The organism is Mycobacterium sp. GA-1285 (genome assembly GCF_001499905.1).
Lineage (GTDB): Bacteria > Actinomycetota > Actinomycetes > Mycobacteriales > Mycobacteriaceae > Mycobacterium.
Genome location: NZ_LQIS01000023.1, coordinates 95,695 through 115,529, shown reverse-complemented (window position 1 = coordinate 115,529; position 19,835 = coordinate 95,695). Strand labels below are relative to the sequence as shown.

Sequence of the window (19,835 nt, the reverse complement as noted above, 5' to 3'; positions counted from 1 at the left end):
AGACGGACGAGCAGTCCCCCGACGCGCCGTCCGAGCGGTCAGTGCGCGAACGGCTGGAACTGGTTGAAGTGGCCGCGCGGTTTGAGCTCGTCGAGTTGGGTGAGCACGGTGACCAGGTCGTCGTGGAGCGCACGGGCCAGGTCCGCGGAGAATCCCTCCCGCACCACGATGCGCAACATCGTGACGTCGGTGGCGCCTTCGGGCATCGTGTAGGCGGGCACCTGCCAGCCGAACGCGCGCAGGCTTTGCGAGACGTCGAACTCGGTGTAGCCGAAGTCGCCGGCGAGCTTGAAGCTGACCACCGGGATCGCCGATCCGTCGGCGACGACTTCGAAGTGTCTGCTGTCGCGCAGTTGGTCGCCCAGCCACCGCGCGGTCTGCGAAAGGCTCTGCATCACTTGCGAATAGCCTTCGCGGCCGAGCCGAAGGAAGTTGTAGTACTGCCCGACGACCTGGTTGCCGGGTCGGGAGAAGTTCAGCGTGAAGGTCGGCATGTCGCCGCCGAGATAGTTGACGTGAAAGACCAGTCCCTCGGGCAGGTATTCCGAGCTCCGCCACACCACGAAGCCGATTCCGGGATAGGTGAGGCCGTACTTGTGGCCGCTGACGTTGATGGACACCACGCGAGGAAGCCGAAAGTCCCATTCCAGGTCCGGATGAAGGAACGGCACCACGAAACCACCACTGGCCGCATCGACGTGGACAGGAACGTCCGGGCCGCCGTCGGTCGCGAGCTTGTCGAGGGCGGCGCAGATCTCACCGATGGGTTCCAGTTCCCCGGTGTAGGTGGTGCCGAGGATGGCCACCACGCCGATGGTGTCCTCGTCGATGTTCTCGAGCACCTGTTCGGGCGTGATCACGTAGCGGCCCTCGGCCATCGGCAGGTAGCGCGCCTCGACATCGAAGTAGCGACAGAACTTCTCCCACACCACCTGAACGTTGGCGCCCATCACCAGGTTCGGCGTGCGCCCCTTCCACTTCTCGCCGACGCGGTCGCGCCACCGCCACTTCATCGCCAGCCCGGCCAGCATCACCGCCTCGCTGGATCCGATCGTCGAGACGCCGATCGCGCTCGACGGGTCGTCGTCGCGCAGTCCCTCGGCGTGGAACAGGTCGGCCACCATGCACACACACCGCTGCTCGATCGCGGCGGTCGCCGGGTACTCGTCCTTGTCGATCATGTTCTTGTCGAACGTCTCGGCCATCAGCCGTTCGGCCTGCGGGTCCATCCACGTCGTGACGAACGTGGCCAGATTCAGCCGCGAACTGCCGTCGAGCATCAGTTCGTCGTGGATGAACCGGTATGCGGCATCGGGATCCATCGCATCGTCGGGCATCCGAAGCGACGGCACCGGCGCCATCGCCAGCCGTCCGGTGTAGGCGGGGGCGACCTGCGGCGCGTGAGAATGCGTGGGCGACATGCGGTTTCCTCTCGTTACAGGCTGGCGATAGCGGTTCGGACGTGCGCGAGGATGCGGGACGCCGAAGTCGGAGCCGGACGCGGCCCTGGGTCGGAGGCCGCCAGGTTTGCGGCCCGGGCGTGGACGAACGCCGCCGCGGCGGCCGCCTCACCGGCGGGCAGGCCCGCGGCAAGCAGCGCGCCGATGACGCCGGTCAGCACATCGCCGGATCCCGCTGTGGCAGCCCAGGATTGACCCGCGGGATTGAGGTACACCGGGCCGCTGGGTTCGGCGATGACCGTCACGTTGCCCTTCAGCAGCACGGTGACGCCCAGCCGGTCGGCCAGCCTGCGCGTTGCACCGACACGATCGTCGCCGGGCGGCGAACCGGCCAGCCGGGCGAACTCGCCGGCGTGCGGCGTCAACACCGTCGGCGCCTGGCGACCGTCCACGAGGTCGGGGTGGGCGGCCACGATCGTCAACGCGTCGGCGTCGACGACCGCAGGCAGTCCGCTGTCCAACGCGAACCACAGGGCCGCCGCGCCGGTGTCGTCGGTACCGAGGCCGGGTCCCACGGCCCAGGCCTGAACCCGTCCCGACGCGCTCGCGCTCGGCGCGGCGATCACCTCCGGCCACTGCGAGAGAACCTGCTGTCCGGCGGTTCCGGCGTACCGGACCATGCCCGAGGTCGCCGCGACCCCCGCACCGGTGCACAGCACCGCGGCGCCCGGGTACGTAGCCGAGCCGGCGAGGACGCCGGTGACCCCCTGGGTGTACTTGTCGTCCTTGGGTCCGGGCGCCGGCCAGCGAGCGGCCACGTCGGCGGCGTCGAACGAGACCATGTCGGACGGCGGCAACTGCAAACCGATGTCGACCAGTTCGACGCGGCCGCATTCTCCCAGTGCGTGAACGGGTTTGAGACCGCCGAACGTCACCGTCAACGCGGCGTGCACGTGCGGGCCCCCGGTAGCGCCGGTCTGCACGTCGACGCCGCTGGGGATGTCGACGGCCACCACCGGCAGGCCCGCCTCGTCGACGGCGGCGAACACCTCGGCGGCATTCGGCCGAAGCGGCCCGGAGCCGGAAATCCCCACCACGCCGTCGATCACGAGGTCGGTGTCCGCCGGGATCGATCCGACGATGCGCCCACCCGAAGCGGTGAACGCCGCGAGCGCCCTGCGGTGGGTGCGTTCCGGGTTGAGCAGGATGGCCGCGACCCCGGCGCCGCGTCGGCGCAGGAACGTCGCGGCCCACAGCGCGTCGCCGCCGTTGTCACCCGAGCCGACCACGGCGCAGACCCTGCGACCGAAAATCCCGCCGGTGCGCAGCAGCAGTTCCCGGGCGATGATGACGGCAAGACCGTTGGCGGCGCGGCGCATCAGGGCACCATCGGGCAGGGACGCCAACAGCGGCGCTTCAGCCTCGCGGATCTGGTCCGCGGTGTAGTAGTGCCGCATCGCTGCCCACGTTACGTCGTTGCTCGGCTACGAGACGCCGAAACTGAAGATATCCATGTCAAACCGGCGAAAAGTCGTGCAGAACTTCAGATTCGACGGCAGAAATTATTCGACGGTGACGGACTTGGCGAGGTTGCGGGGCTTGTCGACGTCGTAACCGCGAGCCTGCGCGACGCCCGCGGCGAACACCTGCAGCGGGATCGTCGACAGCAGCGGCTGGAAAAGCGTTGACACCGCAGGGATCTCGATGAGGTGATCGGCGAAGGGGCGGACGGTGTCATCGCCCTCCTCGGCGATCACGATGGTGACCGCGCCGCGCGCCTGGATTTCGCGGATGTTCGACAGCAGCTTGGCGTGCAGCATCGGCGAGTTCTTCGGCGACGGCATCACGACGATCACCGGCAGATCGTCCTCGATCAGTGCGATCGGACCGTGTTTGAGCTCGCCCGCCGCGAAGCCCTCGGCGTGCATGTAGGCGAGCTCCTTGAGCTTGAGCGCGCCTTCGAGCGCGACCGGGTAACCGACATGCCTGCCGAGGAACAGCACCGTCTGCGACCGGGCGAAGCGGTGCGCCAACGCCTTGACCGGTTCGACGGTTTCCAGCACCCGGGCGACCAGCTCGGGCATGGCCTCCAGCTCGCGGTACTCGCGCTCGACTTCGTCGGGGTATTTGGTGCCGCGTGCCTGCGCGAGCGCAAGCCCGACAAGGTAATTGGCCGCGATCTGGGCGAGGAACGTCTTCGTCGACGCCACCCCGATCTCGGGTCCTGCGCGGGTGTAGAGCACCGCGTCGCATTCGCGGGGAATCTGGCTGCCGTTGGTATTGCAGATGGCCAGCACCTTGGCCTTCTGCTCCTTGGCGTGCCGCACGGCCTCCAGGGTGTCGGCGGTCTCGCCGGACTGCGAAATCGCCACCACCAGGGTGTGGCTGTCCAGAACCGGGTCGCGGTAACGGAATTCGCTGGCGAGCTCCGCCTCGACCGGCAGCCTCGTCCAGTGCTCGATCGCGTACTTGGCCAGCAGCCCGGAGTGATAGGCGGTGCCGCAGGCGACCACGAAAACCTTGTCGACCTCCCGGAGCTCTTGATCGGACAACCGCTGCTCGTCGAGCACGATGCGGTTGTCGACGAAGTGGCCCAGCAGCGTGTCGGAGACCGCGGCCGGCTGCTCGGCGATCTCCTTGAGCATGAAGTACTCGTAACCGCCCTTTTCGGCCGCCGACATGTCCCAGTCGATATGGAACGACCGCGCGCTCGCGCCGTCGTCCACGCCGTCGAAGTCGGTGATGCGGTACCCGTCGGCCGTCACGACCACCGCCTGGTCCTGGCCGAGCTCCACCGCGTCGCGGGTGTGCTCGATGAACGCGGCCACGTCCGAACCGACGAACATCTCGCCGTCACCGACGCCGACCACCAGGGGCGTGGAGCGCCGCGCCGCGACGATCGTGCCCGGGTCGTCGGCGTTTGCGAACACCAGCGTGAAGTGCCCTTCGAGGCGCCGCAGCACCGCGAGCACGGACGCGGGGAAATCTCCCGCGGTCGGTCCGTGGTGGAACTGCCAGGAGACCAGGTGCACCGCGACCTCGGTATCGGTGTCGCTGGCGAACTCCACGCCGGTCTTCTCCAGTTCGGCCCGCAACGCGGCGTAGTTCTCGATGATCCCGTTGTGGACGACGGCGATCTTGCCCGCGGCGTCGCGGTGCGGATGGGCGTTGCGGTCGGTGGGCCTGCCGTGGGTCGCCCATCGGGTGTGTCCCAGCCCGGTATTACCCGCGAGGCTCGACGCGTCGGTGTCGGCCAGCGCGGCTTCCAGATTGGCCAACCGCCCGGCCCGGCGGCGGACGGTGAGCCCGCCGTGTCCGTCGAGCAGAGCGACGCCCGACGAGTCGTAGCCTCGGTACTCCATCCGGCGCAGCGCGTCGACGACGATGTCGCAGGCAGGACGCTGCCCGACGTAGCCGACGATTCCGCACATAGGCATTCAGGGTAGTGCAAGAACCGCCTGCAACCCCGTGGGCTACCGTCGTCTGGTGGCCAGCACGAAGAAGCTGTTCAAGGCCCTGACCCGCCGCGGCCCCCACCGCGTTCTGCGAGGTGACCTGGCCTTCGCCGGCCTCCCCGGTGTCGTGTTCACGCCCGACTCCGGCTTCAGCCTGCCCGGGGTGGCGTTCGGCCACGACTGGCTTGCCGCTGCGGACCGCTATTCCGGCACGCTCGAACATCTGGCGTCCTGGGGCATCGTCGCGGCGGCACCGGCGACCGAAACGGGATTGGCTCCATCGACGCTCAACTTCGCCTTTGACCTGGGCACGACGCTCGACATCATCACCGGGGTCCGGCTGGGCCCGGGAGAGATCAGCGTTCACCGCAACAAGCTCGGCGTCATCGGCCACGGGTTCGGCGGGTCCGCTGCGGTGTTCGCCGCGGCGGGGATGCCCGTCAAGGCGAAATCCGTCGTTGCGATTTTCCCCACAGTCACCGCGCCGCCCGCCGAGGAGGCCGCGGCGACGCTGCAGGCACCCGGTCTGGTGCTCAGCGGGCCGGGCGACCCGATGACGCTGCGATCCAACGCGGTCGAATTGGCCCGGGTATGGAAGACGGCCACGCTGCGCACGGTGAACAGGGCCAAGCCGGGCGGTCTGATCGAGGGCCGTCGGCTGGCCCGCGTCGTCGGCCTGCCGGGCGCCGACCGCAGCACGCAGAAGGTGGTACGGGCGCTGATCACCGGCTACCTGCTGCACACGCTGACCGGTGACAAGACCTACCGTGACTTCGCCGACCCCGACCTCCCCCTGCCCAAGGCCCCGAACGTCGACCCGTTCGCCGATGACCCGGTGGCCTTGGAGAACAAGGTGGTCGCGCTGCTGAAGCCCTGAGGATGCCCAACCAACCGGTTGGGTGTATAACTCGATGATGCGCACCGGGATCTTCCTCAACTACACCGACGGTTTTCTCGAGGCTGTCGATCAGGTCGTCGAGCTCGAGAAGGTCGGCGTCGATCTCGCCCTGGTCGCCGAGGCGTACTCCTACGACGCGATCAGCCAACTCGGCTTCCTGGCGGCCAGGACGACGCGCATGGAGCTCGGGACGGGCGTCGTGCCCATCTACATCCGCACGCCGACGTTGCTGGGGATGACGGCCGCGGGGCTCGACTACGTCTCCGGTGGTCGCTTCCGGCTCGGCATCGGTACGTCCGGCCCTCAGGTGATGGAGGGATTCCACGGCGTGCCGTTCGACGCGCCGCTGGGACGCACCCGGGAAGTGGTCGAGATCTGCAGGCAGGTGTGGCGCCGCGAGCGCGTGCAGTTCGACGGCAAGCACTATCGGATTCCGCTGCCCGCCGATCGGGGCACGGGACTGGGTAAGGCGTTGCAGTTGATCAATCACCCTGTGCGCGAACGTATTCCGATCACGATTGCGGCTCTGGGACCGAAAAACGTCCAACTCACCGCGGAGATCGCCGAGGGTTGGCAGCCGGTGTTCTTCTATCCGGAGCAGGCCGACGCCGTGTGGGGTGAGGCGCTGCGTGCCGGGTTCGCCAAACGCGACCCCTCGTTGGGCCCACTCGATGTCCTGGTCAGCGCCCCCCTGGCGATCGGCGAGGACGTCGACGACCGGTTGTCGTGGGTGAAGCCGCAGTTGGCGTTGTACATCGGCGGAATGGGCGCGCGCGGCCGCAACTTCTACCACGACCTGGCCACCCGCTACGGGTACGGCGAGGTCGCGAACACGATCCAGGACCTCTACCTTGCGGGCAAGAAGACCGAGGCGATCGCGGCGGTGCCGGATGAACTGGTGCGCAGTGTGTCGCTGGTCGGACCGCGCGGATTTGTCGAGGAGCGAGTGGCCGCGTTCGCCGAAGCCGGTGCGACGACACTTCTGCTGCAGCCACTTTCCGTCGACCGCCGTGAAATCGTCGCATTCGTCGAGGAACTGCACGGCTTGCTGCCCTAGCCGATTACGCCGAACCGCGATGCCCCTGTACTGTGGGGACAGCGGCATCTTCTGTTCTGCCTTTTGCCGCATCGCCGAAGGGCGATAATCGACCCAGTTCGATCGTCACACCGAGCGCCGCGGATCATCCGCGCCGGGCAGGACGACCACCCTGAACTTCGGAGCTTTACTTGTCTGTGCAATCCCCTTGTGGCACAAACGTGCCCACCTTCGCCGACCTCGGCCTGCCGAAGGCTGTCGTCGCCACTCTCGCCGCCGACGGCGTCGAGTCACCCTTTCCGATCCAGGCGGCCACGCTGCCCGACTCGCTGGCCGGCCGCGATGTCCTCGGCCGCGGTCGCACCGGGTCCGGAAAGACATACGCGTTCCTGCTGCCCGTGGTGACGAGACTCACTGCGAGCCCGACGAAACGCACTCCCGGCCGCCCGCGTGCGCTCATCCTCGCGCCGACGCGCGAGCTGGCCGCCCAGATCAGCGCGTCGCTCGCACCGCTGGTGGCGGCCACCGATTTGCGCAGCGTGACGATCATCGGCGGGGTCGGGCCCAACCCCCAGATCCAGGCGCTGCGTCGAGGCGTCGACATCGTCATCGCCTGCCCGGGCAGGCTCGAAGACCACGTCAAGTCGCGCCATGCCGACCTGTCGGGCGTCGAGATCACCGTGCTGGACGAAGCCGACCACATGGCCGACCTCGGTTTCCTGCCCCCGGTGAAACGCTTGCTGGACAAGACCCCCCGCAACGGGCAACGGATGCTGTTCTCCGCCACCCTCGACGGCGGCGTCGACGTGCTCGTGAAGCGGTACCTGACCGATCCGGTTGTGCACAGCGTCGATTCGGAGCAGTCGCCGGTGACCGCGATGGAGCATCACGTGCTGCACGTCGACAAGGCGTCCCGCCTCGGCGTGTTGACGGATCTGGCAGCATCCCCTGGCCGGACCATCGTCTTCGCGCGCACCAAGCACGGCGCCAAGAACCTTGCCCGACAGCTGAACTCGCGTGGTGTGTCGGCAGTGGAATTGCACGGCAACCTGTCCCAGAACGCGCGCACCCGCAACCTCGCCGCGTTCTCCGATGGCTCAGCGACCGTGCTGGTCGCCACCGACATCGCCGCGCGGGGCATCCACGTCGACGACGTGAACCTCGTGGTGCACGCGGACCCGCCCGTCGAGCACAAGGCGTATCTGCACCGGTCGGGCCGGACGGCACGCGCGGGGGCCGACGGCACGGTGGTGACGCTGATGCTCGACGAGCAGGTGTCCGATGTCCGACATCTGGCCCGTAAGGCCGGAGTGAAGCCGACGATCACCCGCTTCAGCGGATCGTCGCACCCTGTGCTCAACGAAATCGCGCCTGGCGAGCGGACTTTCGGGAACCCGATCGTCGCCAGCAGACCCGAACCCACCCGGCCGCGGCAGCCGTCGTCGCCGAGGGGTGGCCACCAACGGCGACGTCGCCCGGCGCGGTCACGGCGTCCGGCGAACGCCTGACGCGGCGAGTTGGTGGCTGCGCTAGGTCCACCGAGTCGGTTGATCACCGCGGAATGTCTCCTGCCGCTGGTGAACGGGCCCGACCGGCCGGACTACAGTTGCTAGCCGTCGCTCATCGCCCTACTTGCGGTAGTTCATCGGCGGCGATCTCGCACGGCGTCCCGGCATCCGCCGGCTTCGGCGGCGGAACAGGGGCCTGTGGATCCGGTGACACCGCCAGCGGTTCGGGCGTCGCCACCGGCGGCTCGGGAGGCACCGTCGCGGCCGGCTCTTCGGGCGGAGCGGCATCGGAATCCGGTGGCGGCTCGGGTTCGCACATCGGCTCGGCGGCGGCGGGGTCGACGGTGTCGTCGGGCTCGGCCGCGGCGTCCTCGCCGTCCTCGCCGTCCTCGGCTGCGTCGGTCACGTCGTCCTCGCCGTCCTCTGTCGTGTCACTGTCGTCGTCCTCGCCGTCCTCTGTCATGTCACTGTCGTCGAACTCGTCGGTATCAGGTTCGGTCAGACCGTCCAGCTCGCCATCGTCGATCGCGGCGTCGGCGGCACCATCGCCCAGCAGGCCGCCGAGCATGTCGCCCAATTGCTGACCGAAGCTCGATAGGCCGCCTCCGAGGTCAGGCAGTCCTCCGCCAAGCGAGGGCGACGACGACGCTGCGGCCGGCTGCGGAACCGGAGCTTCGGTCGGGAGCGGCGGCGCCACCGCGGGCGGCGCCGGAGTGGCGACCGGTGCCGCCGGCGCGGCGAGGGGCCCGGCAGCGGGAAACGGCGAAAGGGGCGGCGAGGCCGCGGATGCACCCCATCCGGCCGGCATGACCGGAGCCGGTGTCGCGCCTGCCGCCGGAGTTGCCGCGACGCTCGGAGCCGCCGATGGCGTCCACGAGGGCCCGAGCTCGCCGGGAATGTCGAACGTCGCTCCCGCCTCGGATGCGAGCTCCGCTGCCGCGGCCTCGTAAGCCGCGTTGATCGCGTCGGTGGCTTCTCGCATGGCCGAAAGCCACTCGCCGGCGATCACGGTGTCCACGAAGGGTTTCACCTCATGGTCCACCAGCTCGCTGGCGACGGCTCGATCTCCGGCGCCCGTGGTGACGGTGTTCGCCGCCGCCAACCAGTCCGCACGCCTGGCCTGCACGCCGTCGCCGATGGCCAGCACCTTGGTGACTTTGTCGTCCACCGCCCGCCACAGTCGCTCGCGCAGATCGGCCAGCGCCGATGCGGCTGTCCGGACGGCCGTCGCAGCGACGGCCGCCGCTTCGCCATGGCGGCGCAGGAATTCCCGAGAGGCGTTCGCGCCCGCTCCCTCCCACGCGGTCGTCAGCGCGCCCAGCTGAGCTTCTTGGCGCGCGAGAGCGTCCTCGGCGGCCGTCGCAGCCGCTTGCAGCGCAGCACAGTCGGCCTCCAGAGCACTCAGGTCCACACCGCTCTCAGCGGTGTACCAGTCGTGTACCTGCCCGGGGTGGGTGGTCAGGTCCGGATGTCGGTAGCCCAGGCTCTGACACGCCTGGACGTACTGCGCGGCATCTCCGACGGCCGCCAGTCCATCGGCCAATCGGGCTGCGGCATCGAAGGTTTGGGCCATGTCAGCCCATTCTCTCGGCAGCGCGTGCGTCGGCTTCGGCGTACCGGTCGACGGAGGCCCGAAGCGCGCCGGCGATCTCCGCCGACGCGCGGGACCATTCCCGCAACTGATTGACCATGTCATCGACTGCCGACCGCACCGCGTCACCACCTGCTACATACGCGCGGCCCGCACCGGCCCCGTCGAACGCCAAGCCGCTCAGATGCGTTCGCACGGCGGCGTCGACGGTGTCGGCCACGGCCTGATACTGCCGCGCGACGCTCGACAATGCGGCGGCGTCGACACGTGATGTGTCCATATGTGAGTTGGACGCGCTGCGACAGCGACCGGTTCCACGGTCAGCGTTGCGCGCTGACCTGCTCGGCGACTCGCACGGCCAATTGCCGCGCGGTGTCTTCGTCGGCCGCCTCCACCATCACACGCACGACTTGCTCGGTTCCCGAGGGGCGCAGCAGTATTCGGCCCGTGTCGCCGAGTTCGGCTTCCACTTCGGCGACCGCGGTGCGGACCGACGGCGCGTCGGCGACGGTCGCTTTGTCCGCGACCTCGACGTTGATCAGGACCTGAGGCAGCGTCCGCATCGGCTCGGCGAGCGCAGCGAGCGGGGTGCGGGTTTGCGCCATACGCGACATCAACCGCAACCCGGTGACGATGCCGTCGCCTGTGGTACCGAACGCCGGCATGACGATGTGCCCGGACTGCTCACCGCCGAGCGAGTAGCCCCCGGCTCGCAGTTCCTCGAGGACGTAACGATCACCCACGCTCGTCGTGCAGACGTTCACCCCGGCCGCTCGCATGGCCAGATGCAGGCCGAGGTTGCTCATCACGGTCGTCACCAAGGTGTTCGACGCCAATTCGCCACTTTCCTGCATGGCGAGGGCGAGAATCACCATGATCGCGTCGCCGTCGATCACGCGCCCGCGCGCGTCGACGGCGAGGCATCGGTCCGCATCGCCGTCGTGTGCGAGGCCCAGGTCGGCGCCGTAGGAGACGACCGCGGACCGCAAGGTCTCCATGTGCGTCGAGCCGCAGCGATCGTTGATGTTCAATCCATCGGGCTGGGCATTGATCGTGATGACGTTGGCGCCGGCCGCGCGGTACGCTCGCGGCGCCGCGGCCCAGGCGGCGCCATTGGCGCAGTCGACGACGACGGTGAGTTGATCCAACCTGGTCGTGACGGCCTTGCTGACATGCCGCAGATACCGGTCAAGGGCGTCCCCGGCGTCCACCACCCGACCGATCTGGGCGCCGGTGGGCCGGTTTCCGGGACCTTGGGTGACCAGTTCTTCGATCCGGTCCTCGGCGGCGTCGTTGAGTTTGTGGCCGCCGGGGCCGAAGATCTTGATGCCGTTGTCGGGCATCGGGTTGTGCGAGGCGCTGATCATCACGCCGAAGTCCGCGTCGTAGGCGCTGGTCAGGTACGCCACGGCCGGGGTCGGCAGTATCCCCACGCCGAGCGCGTCGACGCCTTCGCTGGTCAAGCCGGCGATGACCGCTGCCTCGAGCATTTCACCGCTGGCCCGGGGGTCGCGGCCGACGACGGCCACCCGCCTGGCGTGCCCACCGGCAGTCGCCAACCGGCGCGCTGCCGCCGAACCGAGCGCCAACGCCAGTTCGGCGGTCAGATCCTGGTTGGCGACGCCGCGCACTCCGTCGGTGCCGAACAGTCGAGGCATGCCGACAAATTTCTCACAATCGGGGCTCGATCACCTAAGCGACGAGGTCATCAATGATCGCGCGGCCGAACTGGTACCCGATCGAGACACAGACGACGGCACCGCCCGCACGCGAGTGCGCACGGGCGGTGTCGTCGTTGTCAGTTAGCTACTCGCGAACTCGGAGGTCAACCAAGAGCCCCGAGGATTTGAGTGAGCAAGTTGATGATCTGCTGCAGCCCCGTGGGTAGGGGTGGCGGCTGCGGTCCGCCAGCGACACCGCACAACAGGTCGCCGAGGAGGCCACCGCCCGGAATCGCCGTGATCCTGAGCACCACCTGATTGAGCTGGACCCTCAAGCCCAGCAGGTTCAGATCCAGGGGCCCCAGCGTCAGGTTCAGGACGTTGCACACCGCCTGCTGCAGGCTCTCTCCGGCGCCACCGGTTGTTGGCGCCCCTTCGGTAAAGGTCGCGGCGGCAGGCATCTCCACCTGCTGGTCCACGGCCTTGTCGCCTCGTCCGCGACCTTGGGGATTGCCGGGCTGACCCGTAAGCGTGCCGGTGAGCTGACCGGTTATGAGCAAAGGTAGCTCTGAATTGCCCGGGTTCTCTTTGACGGGCCCGGTCATCGTGAACGTACCCTCGAATACCTGTTGCCCGGTGTTAAGGTCCTTCCCGGTTATCGGGACGGTCTTGCTGGGCGGGGCGGGTTGAGCCGACGCGATTGTGGCCGTGCCGACCGCGCCGACGAGCGCCATTGAAGCGACGCTCACCACGATGGCAAACAGTCGCAACAGGTGACTTCTCATGAATCACTCCTCTTCACTTTCAGGAAGCAGCGACCCGGCCCCCCGACTGCTCTTGACGTCGCGCCGGTGGCGGTATTGGACCGCCCTGCGCGCAGCATCCGTGCTCCCACGACGGTGGTTCCTCCTGGGTAGGGAGCTAAACGGCATTTCAAGAAAAATTTTCGCGCCCGTAAGTAAATGGAATCGGCCTAATTAGCTGTGCAGTCACCATTGCTGCGTCGTCGGTGAACATGCGCAGTTAGGTGATCACACAAAGGTTGACCGGCAAACCAAAAAAATTTCGTGCCCGGATCGCTCCGGATCACGACGGACCGCTTGACGAAACCGGAAGGCCGCGAATCGAGTTAGACCTCAGCTCTGCTTGAATGCAAAACCGCCGGACGTGCGGTGCACATCCGGCGGTTCTGCGGATCGATCAGCGCTTGCTGTACTGAGGCGCCTTACGGGCCTTCTTCAGCCCGTACTTCTTGCGCTCGATGGCCCGCGGATCGCGGGTCAGGAAGCCGGCCTTCTTCAGCGCGGGCCGGTCCTCGGGCTGTACCAGGATCAGGGCACGGGCGATCGCCAGACGCAGCGCGCCCGCCTGACCCGACGGGCCGCCACCGTCGAGATGGGCGTAGATGTCGAAGCTCTCCAGCCGGTCGACGGTGACCAACGGAGCCTTGATGAGCTGCTGGTGGACCTTGTTCGGGAAGTAGTCCTCGAGGCTACGGCCGTCGAGGTGGAACTGGCCCGTTCCAGGAACCAGACGGACCCGGACGACGGCCTCTTTACGGCGGCCGACGGTCTGGATGGGGCGGTCGATGAAGACCGGCTCACGGGGGGTCGCCTCGGCGGCTGCCTCGGTCACGGCATCGGAAGTGTCAACGGTCTCGGTCCCAGTCGCCTCTGTCATTGCGCCACCTGCTTGATCTCGTAGGGAATCGGCTGCTGGGCGGTGTGCGGATGATCCGGCCCGACGTATACGCGCAGCTTCTTCTTTACCTGACGGCCCAGTTTGGTGTGCGGAATCATGCCGAGGATCGCCCTCTCGACGACCCGGTCGGCGTGCTTCTCCATCTCCTCAGCCAGCGAGCGCTTGCGCAGACCACCGGGGTAACCCGAGTGGCGGTAGAAGAATGTGCGTTCCGCCTTGTTACCGGCGATCGAGATCTTCTCGGCGTTGATGACGATGACGAAATCGCCACCGTCGACATTCGGCGTGTATGTCGGCTTGTGCTTGCCGCGCAGCAGATTGGCTGCTGCCACGGCGAGCCGGCCGAGCACCACGTCGGTGGCGTCGATGACGTACCACGAACGTGTGGTGTCACCCGCCTTCGGCGTGTACGTAGGCACAGCGCTACCTCTCCTTTATCGGGTTCGATTCCCGGTGGCCCGGTGCCGGTCAGGCGCATCCGGTGGGGTTGATCTCGGCGACCGACGTTGACCCGAGGACCCGTGCTTACCGCACGCCAACGAGGCAGCTTACCTGGGCGCGTCGCCGCAGGTCAAAACGCTACATCGCCCCCGCGTCGCGGGGTGCCGTCCAAAGCATAGGGAAATCCCGGATTCGTTTTCGGTCCCGTCCCCTTAGCGTCGTCGCGGGGTGGCGGCAAACCGGCCATCTCGCATCCGCAAGTCCAAGATTCCAATGGAGTGAGAATGATTCGTGGCTTGATCGTTGCCGCATTCGTCGTCGCGGCAACCGCCGCCGGGGCCGCCACCGCATCCGCGGACACCTACTACAAGAACTGCTCCGCTGCCCGCGAGGCCGGCGTCACGCCGATCATGCAGGGAGAGGACGGCTACTCGCCGCACCTGGACCGCGACAACGACGGCATCGCCTGCGAGTAGTCGACGGTGATGCGCCACCGTGGCCGCTGTCGTCGGCCACGGTGGCGCGTACCGTGCGGCCCCTTTGGCTCCCCTCCAGTTGGGACCGCACAAGCCTCTTCCCGGTCAGGCACCCCATGCGCCTGCGGCGCTGCGATCGGTCGCGGCCACGTCGTCGGCACCGTCGCGAACCGCGTTGCCGAGGCTGAACAGGATCTCGTTGAGGGCGCCGGCCGCCTGTTCCCACCGCGCCTGCTCGAGCCGGTACGCCTCGGCCGCCTGGCGGGTCCACACCTCCTGCAGCGGCGCGATCTGCGCCCGCAGCTCGTCGAGGGCGCCGTTCAGCCGGGCCGAGGTGGCGTGGATCTCCTGCCGGACGGTGTATTCGATCTCGTCGAAGTTGTACGACAACACGTGGTCCATCGCTGCTCCTCTACAGGTGGTTGGCCACCGCGCCGATGCGGTGTGAGTGGCTTTCGTTGGCTTCCCGAAGGGTCTGCTGGTTGAGCCGGATGGTTTCGGCGATCCGCTGCAATGACGCGTGCAGCTTCAGGGACTCCGCATTCCACCGGTCGACGACGTCGCGGAAGCGGGTCGCCGCGGTGCCTCCCCAGACCGACGGTGGCACGGCGCTCATCCGTCCGATGAAGGACTGCAGCATTGCGCGAATCTCCTCGTTACGCGCGTCGGTCTGGCCGGCGACCGCGGTCATCAGGTCGAAATCGGTGTTGAGCGAACCGCCTTGCGGTGTCGTCATGGGCATCCTCTCTGTTCCTCGCTTCGGTTCTGATTGGTACGACGCATCGGGTATCAATCCGGTTCCACCCGATTCAGGAAATCGCGTGCGCCGATCTGATCGCCTGATCGCAGACCTCGCGCACGGTGGACTCGCGACCCGGCGCGCTCTGGCAGCCGATGGCGATGCGGACACCGTCATCGACGAGCACGGTCCAAGCGACGTGATGGTCCGGGCGCAGTTCCCGATACGTGACGCCGGCCCTCCCCGCCGGTGTGTCGGCTGCGTTGAAGTCGACGAAGACATCACCCGGCTCACCGGCCAGTGCGCTCTGCAACGAGGCCGCAGTCTGGGCGAGGTCCGTGTGTGGCGGGCCCACCGACTGGGTGAGGTGAAGCGCGACGTCGTCGTCTGACGGGGAGGTGATCTGCGCGCGGGCCGAGCCCGGCCCGGACGTGATGTGCTGCACCGGCCACGCCGCAGGCACCGTGACCTGAACTCGTCCCTCCACCAACAGGTTTGACGCAGAGCTCGGCTGCCCCTCACCACCGCCACCCAGGATGAACCCGCCGCACACCACCACGATCGTCGCGGCGACGGCCGCCAGCACAGCCGCTCGTCGCGGCTGGTTCGCGTCGCAGCCGACGATCACGGGCCCAGACGCAGGAGGTCCGGCTCCTGGGCGACGAACGGCGCCCTCATCCGCGAAGCGGACCTCGACCCCGTTGGCACGCAAACGGTTTGCGATCTCCCCGGCCAGCGATCCGCCGATACCGGGCGCATCGATCAGTACCGGCCCCGAGCCGACCGCTGCAACCACTCTGTTCGCCACTTCGTCGTCGACGTTCGCTACGACGACGGCGCGGGCACCCACACGCGTGACCAGGACCATCTCCACGGCGACCTCGACGACGGTCGCGCGTATCTGCCGTTGAAGCGCCGCCGTACGCCCGATCACCTCGACGGTCGCGGCCGCCGTCGCTTCGCGGACGCGGTCGATCCGAGCGCTCGGCCACCACGTCGGGCACACGAGGACGACATCTTCGGCACCGCCCACCGCCGCTCCCATCAGCTCAGACCAGAGTCCGGACACGGACACCGCATCCTCGTCGATGAGCACGAGGTCGTCGTCGATGGCTTCCAGCGCCAATGAGACCAGTTCAGCGTCAACCGGATTGACTCCATGTATCCCGGCGGGTCCTACCTCGACGACGACATGCGTCATGGCGGCTCCACCCACCCGACCTGGATGAGGCGCTCGCCCTCGCCACGAGCGATCAGCACGGCGCGTCCCGCCGGCAGCGACGAGGGACGCACCGAGCCCATCAGCACACCGTCGTCCGCACTTGCACTCATCATCACGCCGAGGCAGCCGATCTCCCGCATTCTGGCCAGAAGCGGGTCGAACATCGCCCGCGCGGCGCCTCCCGATCGGCGGGCGACGATGACATGCAGGCCCAGGTCGGCGGCGTGGGGCAGAAAGTCGGCAAGCGGCGTCAACGGATTACCCGTCGATCCGGCCACCAGGTCGTAATCGTCGACCACGACAAAGATCTCGGGCCCGGACCACCACGATCGGTCGCGTAACTGCTGCTGGGTCACGTCCTCGCCCGGCATGCGCGCTTCGAGCATCGCGAGGAGTTTGGGAATCCGCGCGGTCAGAGCCACCGGTGATGCGGCATATCCGGCCAAGTGCTCGGATTCCACGACGCCGAGCAGTGAGCGCCGGAAATCCACGATCTCCATGCGAACGTGCTCGACGCTGTGGGTCCGGACGATCTCCTGACACACCACGCGCAGCAGAGATGTCTTGCCGCAGCCGCTCTCCCCGAGCACCAACATGTGCGCCTGATCGGCGAAAGCCACAGTTACAGCCCGCAACTCGTGTTCGTCGAGACCGAGCACAATACGCTGCTCGGCTGATTCCACGCCGCGCTCGAACAGCTCGGAATGTCGCACCAGTGTCGGAAGGAGTTCGATGCGTGGGGCGCTGCGGCCACTCCACCGTTGCCTATGCCGCTCGACGGTTGCCGCCAACGCCTCGCCGAGCCCCTCGGTGCTGGTCACGCCGTCCCAGCGCGGCAGCGCGATCACCAGCTCACGGCCGTCGGCGGTGATGCCCCGTCCCGGCGGACCGTCGATCAGCGAGCGGGCTCGGCGGCGGTCCATCTCCGACTCCGCGGGGTCGCCGAGTCGCAGCTCTATGCGCGTCGCGAGCTGATCCTTCAGCCCCGGCCGCAGCTCGGGCCACCGCGAGGCGGTGATCACCACGTGCACGCCGAACGCGAGTCCCTGCGCGGCGATGGCCGTGATCGGCGTCTCCAACTGGTCGAGCTCACGGCGCAGGTGAGACCAGCCGTCGACGACGAGGAACACGTCGCCGTGAGGATCGTCGGCCGCGCCGGGGTCCTGCGCGGCACGGCGGGCGCGGTATTCGGCCATCGATCCGATTCCCATTGTGCGGAACAGGTTTTCCCTCGACCGGATCAGTGCTTCTATCACGGCGACCGTGCGACGGCACAGGTCCGTATCGGCTCGACCGGACACGGCGCCGACGTGGGGGAGTTCGGCTAAGCGGGTGAGCGCACCGCCGCCGAAATCCAGTACGTAAAACGAGATATCGGCCGGGCTGCATGTCTGCGCGAGGGCCAGCATCAGCGTTTGAACTGCCGTCGACTTGCCCGACTGAGGACCACCGACGACGGCGACGTTGCTCGCGGCGACCTGCGCCATGAGTCGATCACGACGTTGTTCGAACGGAACGTCCACCAGACCCATCGGAACACTGAGCGGATCTCGGTCCCCCGTCGGCATGATCTGGTCGAGCGTCGGAGGCGCGGTGAGCGGAGGTAACCAAACGGGGTGTGCGGCCGTCCCGTGACCTTCGATTCGATCCAACACCGCTTCCAGAACACTGGGCGCATGTGCCGTGTGTTCGTCATCGCGGACGGGCGGCGGTGTTGCGGTGAAGATCGTCGGCGCACAGACTTCGTCCCCGTCTTCGGGGTCCGGTTGAGGACAGGGGCCCGAGACGAACGCCGTCTGGAACCGAATCAGGTCGCCGGCGGCGGTTTTCAGCAGGGCCGCGCCCGGGGTGCCGGGCAGCGTGTGTGCGTCGGACACACCCAGTACGGCCCGGGATTCTCCGGCGGAGAACGTCTTGAGGCAGATCCGGTACGACAGGTGGGTGTCCAGACCTCGGAGCCTGCCCTCGTCGAGCCGTTGACTGGCCAACAGCAGATGGATGCCCAGCGACCGGCCCAGCCTGCCGATCGCGACGAACAGCTCAGCGAAGTCGGGATGCTGGGTGAGCAACTCGGAGAACTCGTCGACAACGATGAACAACGCGGGCAGCGGCGGCAGCAGAACGCCGCGCGACCGGGCGCTGGCGTAGTCCGCGACGTTGACGAAATTGCCTGCAGCCCGCAGTAACTCCTGCCTGCGGTGGACCTCTCCGGCCAGCGCGTCGCTCATCCTGGCGACGAGGTGGGCTTCGTCTGCCAGGTTGGTGATCACCGCCGCCACGTGCCGTGACCGCTCCAAACCGAGGAACGTCGCTCCGCCCTTGAAGTCGACGAGGACCAAGTTGAAGACGTCCGGCGGATGGCTCGCGATCATGCCCAGCACCAATGTGCGCAGAAGTTCGGACTTTCCGGAACCCGTAGCGCCGACGCACAGACCATGCGGACCGATGCCGTTGCGTGCAGCCTCGTTGATGTCGATCCAGACCGGGGTGCCGTCGTCACCGACGCCGATGGGCACCGGACGAACCTGTCGGCAAGGCGTCCATAACTTTTCGGGCGTCAACAGGCTCGGTTGTTCGATGCTCATCAGGTCGAGCCAGCCGCGCATCGTCGCCATGCGGTGTCTTTCACCGGGGGCTGCGACTTCGAAGCCGTGAGCCGCCAACTGCCGCGCACACATCGTCGCCTGCGGCAGGGTCAGCGAGTCCGGCTCGCAAGCCGCCTCGGGACGGTCACCGGTGTGCACGGCCAGGTGCTCGCCGTCAAGACGCAGATACGACACGGGCTCGGCCCAGTCGGCTCCGATCGTGACGACCGTGACACCGTTCGTCACTGTCAGTGCCTCGGCACCGACCGGACTTCCCTCCGCGACCACCACGAGGTGCCGGTGAGTGGAACCGCTGTTGGTGTGGGGTGAATGTTGGTAGTGGGGCAGCCATTTGAGCCAATCCCACTCGTGACCGGTCTTCCGGTCGGTGACCGCCGCGATCGCAACCAGTTCGGGCCGGTGATGAGCCGCCAGCTGGCACACCATCGCACGGACCAGCCCGCGCGCACGCTCGCCATCGCCGTGCACCGCGATGACGGAGTGCTGCCGGAGCGCCAGCGTGACCGGCGATCGCCGCACGACCGACCGCTGCCGGATCAGCGCGCGCAGCGCAGATACGGTCACCGGGTCCCGATCGTCGACCGTGCCGAGGTCGGGCTCCATCAAGGGCGTGTCCAGCGGCTGCTCACCGACGCCCACCCGAACGCAACAGAAGTCGTCGTCGTCAGGACCCGGTCGAATCAGTCGCCGGCTACTCACTGACCTCCACAGCGACTCGGGTGCCGGATGGCGCGAATTCTGTTGACGGCGTTGACTGGCCGCCGCCGCCACGACCTCGTCGTCGAGACCGTCGAGATAACGCAGATAACTTCGCCGGTTGCGATCGATCTCGGCGGATCGGTCCGCGCCACCGCGGGCTCCGTACAGCATCGTGCCGAGCGCCGACATGACCATCATCGCCGGAAAGAAGGCGAACATCGGTGTGCGGTTCTCGCCGGCGCCTGAGGTGAAGTACACCGCCATCATGCCGACCGCCGCGACGAGCATGGCCAGCGGCATCAGGCGCGCGAGCGGATTACTCGAGGCTGCTTTCGGCAGCGCCGGCGGCGATTTCACCACAACGCCGCGTGCTGTCGGGGACGACTCCATCGAGAGATGGGA

The 19,835-nt window shown here is 67.7% G+C and carries 16 protein-coding genes and 1 pseudogene; 4 read left to right on the top strand and 13 right to left on the bottom strand.

Annotation, left to right across the window (positions count from 1 at the left end):
* Nucleotides 1-38: 38 nt before the first annotated feature.
* The 3 genes from AU193_RS14295 to glmS form a co-directional block, all read right to left on the bottom strand.
* Entirely contained in the window at nucleotides 39-1,421 is a 1,383-nt protein-coding gene (locus tag AU193_RS14295; RefSeq protein ID WP_064423016.1) for a glutamate decarboxylase, read from the bottom strand.
* A gap of 14 nt (nucleotides 1,422-1,435) precedes the next feature.
* Complete coding sequence (locus tag AU193_RS14290) at nucleotides 1,436-2,857, bottom strand: NAD(P)H-hydrate dehydratase (RefSeq protein WP_064423015.1); 1,422 nt, start codon at nucleotides 2,855-2,857, stop codon at nucleotides 1,436-1,438.
* Nucleotides 2,858-2,962: 105 nt separating this feature from the next.
* On the bottom strand, nucleotides 2,963-4,831 hold the full coding sequence (gene glmS, locus AU193_RS14285; RefSeq protein WP_064423014.1) for a glutamine--fructose-6-phosphate transaminase (isomerizing): 1,869 nt from the start codon (nucleotides 4,829-4,831) through the stop codon (nucleotides 2,963-2,965).
* A 55-nt stretch (nucleotides 4,832-4,886) separates the two neighbouring features.
* Between glmS and AU193_RS14280 the strand changes: the two genes are divergently transcribed.
* The 3 genes from AU193_RS14280 (at nucleotide 4,887) to AU193_RS14270 (ending at nucleotide 8,297) form a co-directional block, all read left to right on the top strand.
* Entirely contained in the window at nucleotides 4,887-5,732 is an 846-nt protein-coding gene (locus AU193_RS14280; RefSeq protein WP_064423013.1) for a dienelactone hydrolase family protein, read from the top strand.
* A 37-nt stretch (nucleotides 5,733-5,769) separates the two neighbouring features.
* Nucleotides 5,770-6,810, top strand: coding sequence for an LLM class F420-dependent oxidoreductase (locus AU193_RS14275; protein WP_064423012.1), 1,041 nt, complete (start codon nucleotides 5,770-5,772; stop codon nucleotides 6,808-6,810).
* A 200-nt stretch (nucleotides 6,811-7,010) separates the two neighbouring features.
* On the top strand, nucleotides 7,011-8,297 hold the full coding sequence (locus AU193_RS14270; RefSeq protein WP_064423011.1) for a DEAD/DEAH box helicase: 1,287 nt from the start codon (nucleotides 7,011-7,013) through the stop codon (nucleotides 8,295-8,297).
* A 112-nt stretch (nucleotides 8,298-8,409) separates the two neighbouring features.
* Here the strand turns inward: AU193_RS14270 and AU193_RS14265 are convergent, their stop codons facing one another.
* From AU193_RS14265 to rplM, 6 genes are all read right to left on the bottom strand, one after another.
* Nucleotides 8,410-9,870 (bottom strand): hypothetical protein, encoded by a 1,461-nt coding sequence (locus tag AU193_RS14265; RefSeq protein WP_064423010.1) that lies wholly within the window; start codon nucleotides 9,868-9,870, stop codon nucleotides 8,410-8,412.
* A gap of 1 nt (nucleotide 9,871) precedes the next feature.
* Nucleotides 9,872-10,168: a type VII secretion target gene (locus AU193_RS14260; protein WP_064423009.1), complete on the bottom strand. Its 297-nt coding sequence runs from the start codon at nucleotides 10,166-10,168 to the stop codon at nucleotides 9,872-9,874.
* A 40-nt stretch (nucleotides 10,169-10,208) separates the two neighbouring features.
* A complete protein-coding gene (glmM, locus tag AU193_RS14255) occupies nucleotides 10,209-11,546 on the bottom strand; it encodes a phosphoglucosamine mutase (protein ID WP_064423008.1) in 1,338 nt (445 codons plus the stop codon).
* A 167-nt stretch (nucleotides 11,547-11,713) separates the two neighbouring features.
* Nucleotides 11,714-12,334 (bottom strand): hypothetical protein, encoded by a 621-nt coding sequence (locus tag AU193_RS14250; protein ID WP_064423007.1) that lies wholly within the window; start codon nucleotides 12,332-12,334, stop codon nucleotides 11,714-11,716.
* 415 nt (nucleotides 12,335-12,749) lie between these two features.
* Nucleotides 12,750-13,229 carry a 30S ribosomal protein S9 gene (gene rpsI, locus AU193_RS14245; RefSeq protein WP_082682978.1) on the bottom strand — a complete coding sequence of 160 codons (480 nt, stop codon included), beginning with the start codon at nucleotides 13,227-13,229 and terminating at the stop codon, nucleotides 12,750-12,752.
* Complete coding sequence (gene rplM, locus AU193_RS14240) at nucleotides 13,226-13,669, bottom strand: 50S ribosomal protein L13 (RefSeq protein ID WP_064423006.1); 444 nt, start codon at nucleotides 13,667-13,669, stop codon at nucleotides 13,226-13,228. The genes rpsI and rplM overlap by 4 nt, the downstream gene beginning before the upstream one ends.
* Nucleotides 13,670-14,056: 387 nt before the next feature.
* Here rplM and AU193_RS23595 point away from each other — a divergent pair.
* Nucleotides 14,057-14,167: pseudogene (locus tag AU193_RS23595) on the top strand (excalibur calcium-binding domain-containing protein); the annotation flags it as partial.
* Nucleotides 14,168-14,272: 105 nt separating this feature from the next.
* On the opposite strand, the gene AU193_RS14230 reads toward AU193_RS23595, so the two are convergent.
* The 4 genes from AU193_RS14230 to eccCa form a co-directional block, all read right to left on the bottom strand.
* Nucleotides 14,273-14,569: a WXG100 family type VII secretion target gene (locus tag AU193_RS14230; protein WP_064423004.1), complete on the bottom strand. Its 297-nt coding sequence runs from the start codon at nucleotides 14,567-14,569 to the stop codon at nucleotides 14,273-14,275.
* Between the two features lie 10 nt (nucleotides 14,570-14,579).
* The gene (locus AU193_RS14225) at nucleotides 14,580-14,903 is read right to left on the bottom strand and encodes a WXG100 family type VII secretion target (protein WP_064423003.1); all 324 of its coding nucleotides are present in this window, start codon (nucleotides 14,901-14,903) and stop codon (nucleotides 14,580-14,582) included.
* Nucleotides 14,904-14,976: 73 nt separating this feature from the next.
* Nucleotides 14,977-16,107: a type VII secretion-associated protein gene (locus AU193_RS14220; protein WP_156425209.1), complete on the bottom strand. Its 1,131-nt coding sequence runs from the start codon at nucleotides 16,105-16,107 to the stop codon at nucleotides 14,977-14,979.
* Nucleotides 16,104-19,823 carry a type VII secretion protein EccCa gene (gene eccCa / locus AU193_RS14215; protein ID WP_064423151.1) on the bottom strand — a complete coding sequence of 1,240 codons (3,720 nt, stop codon included), beginning with the start codon at nucleotides 19,821-19,823 and terminating at the stop codon, nucleotides 16,104-16,106. Before eccCa ends, AU193_RS14220 begins: the two co-directional genes overlap by 4 nt.
* Nucleotides 19,824-19,835: the final 12 nt, after the last annotated feature.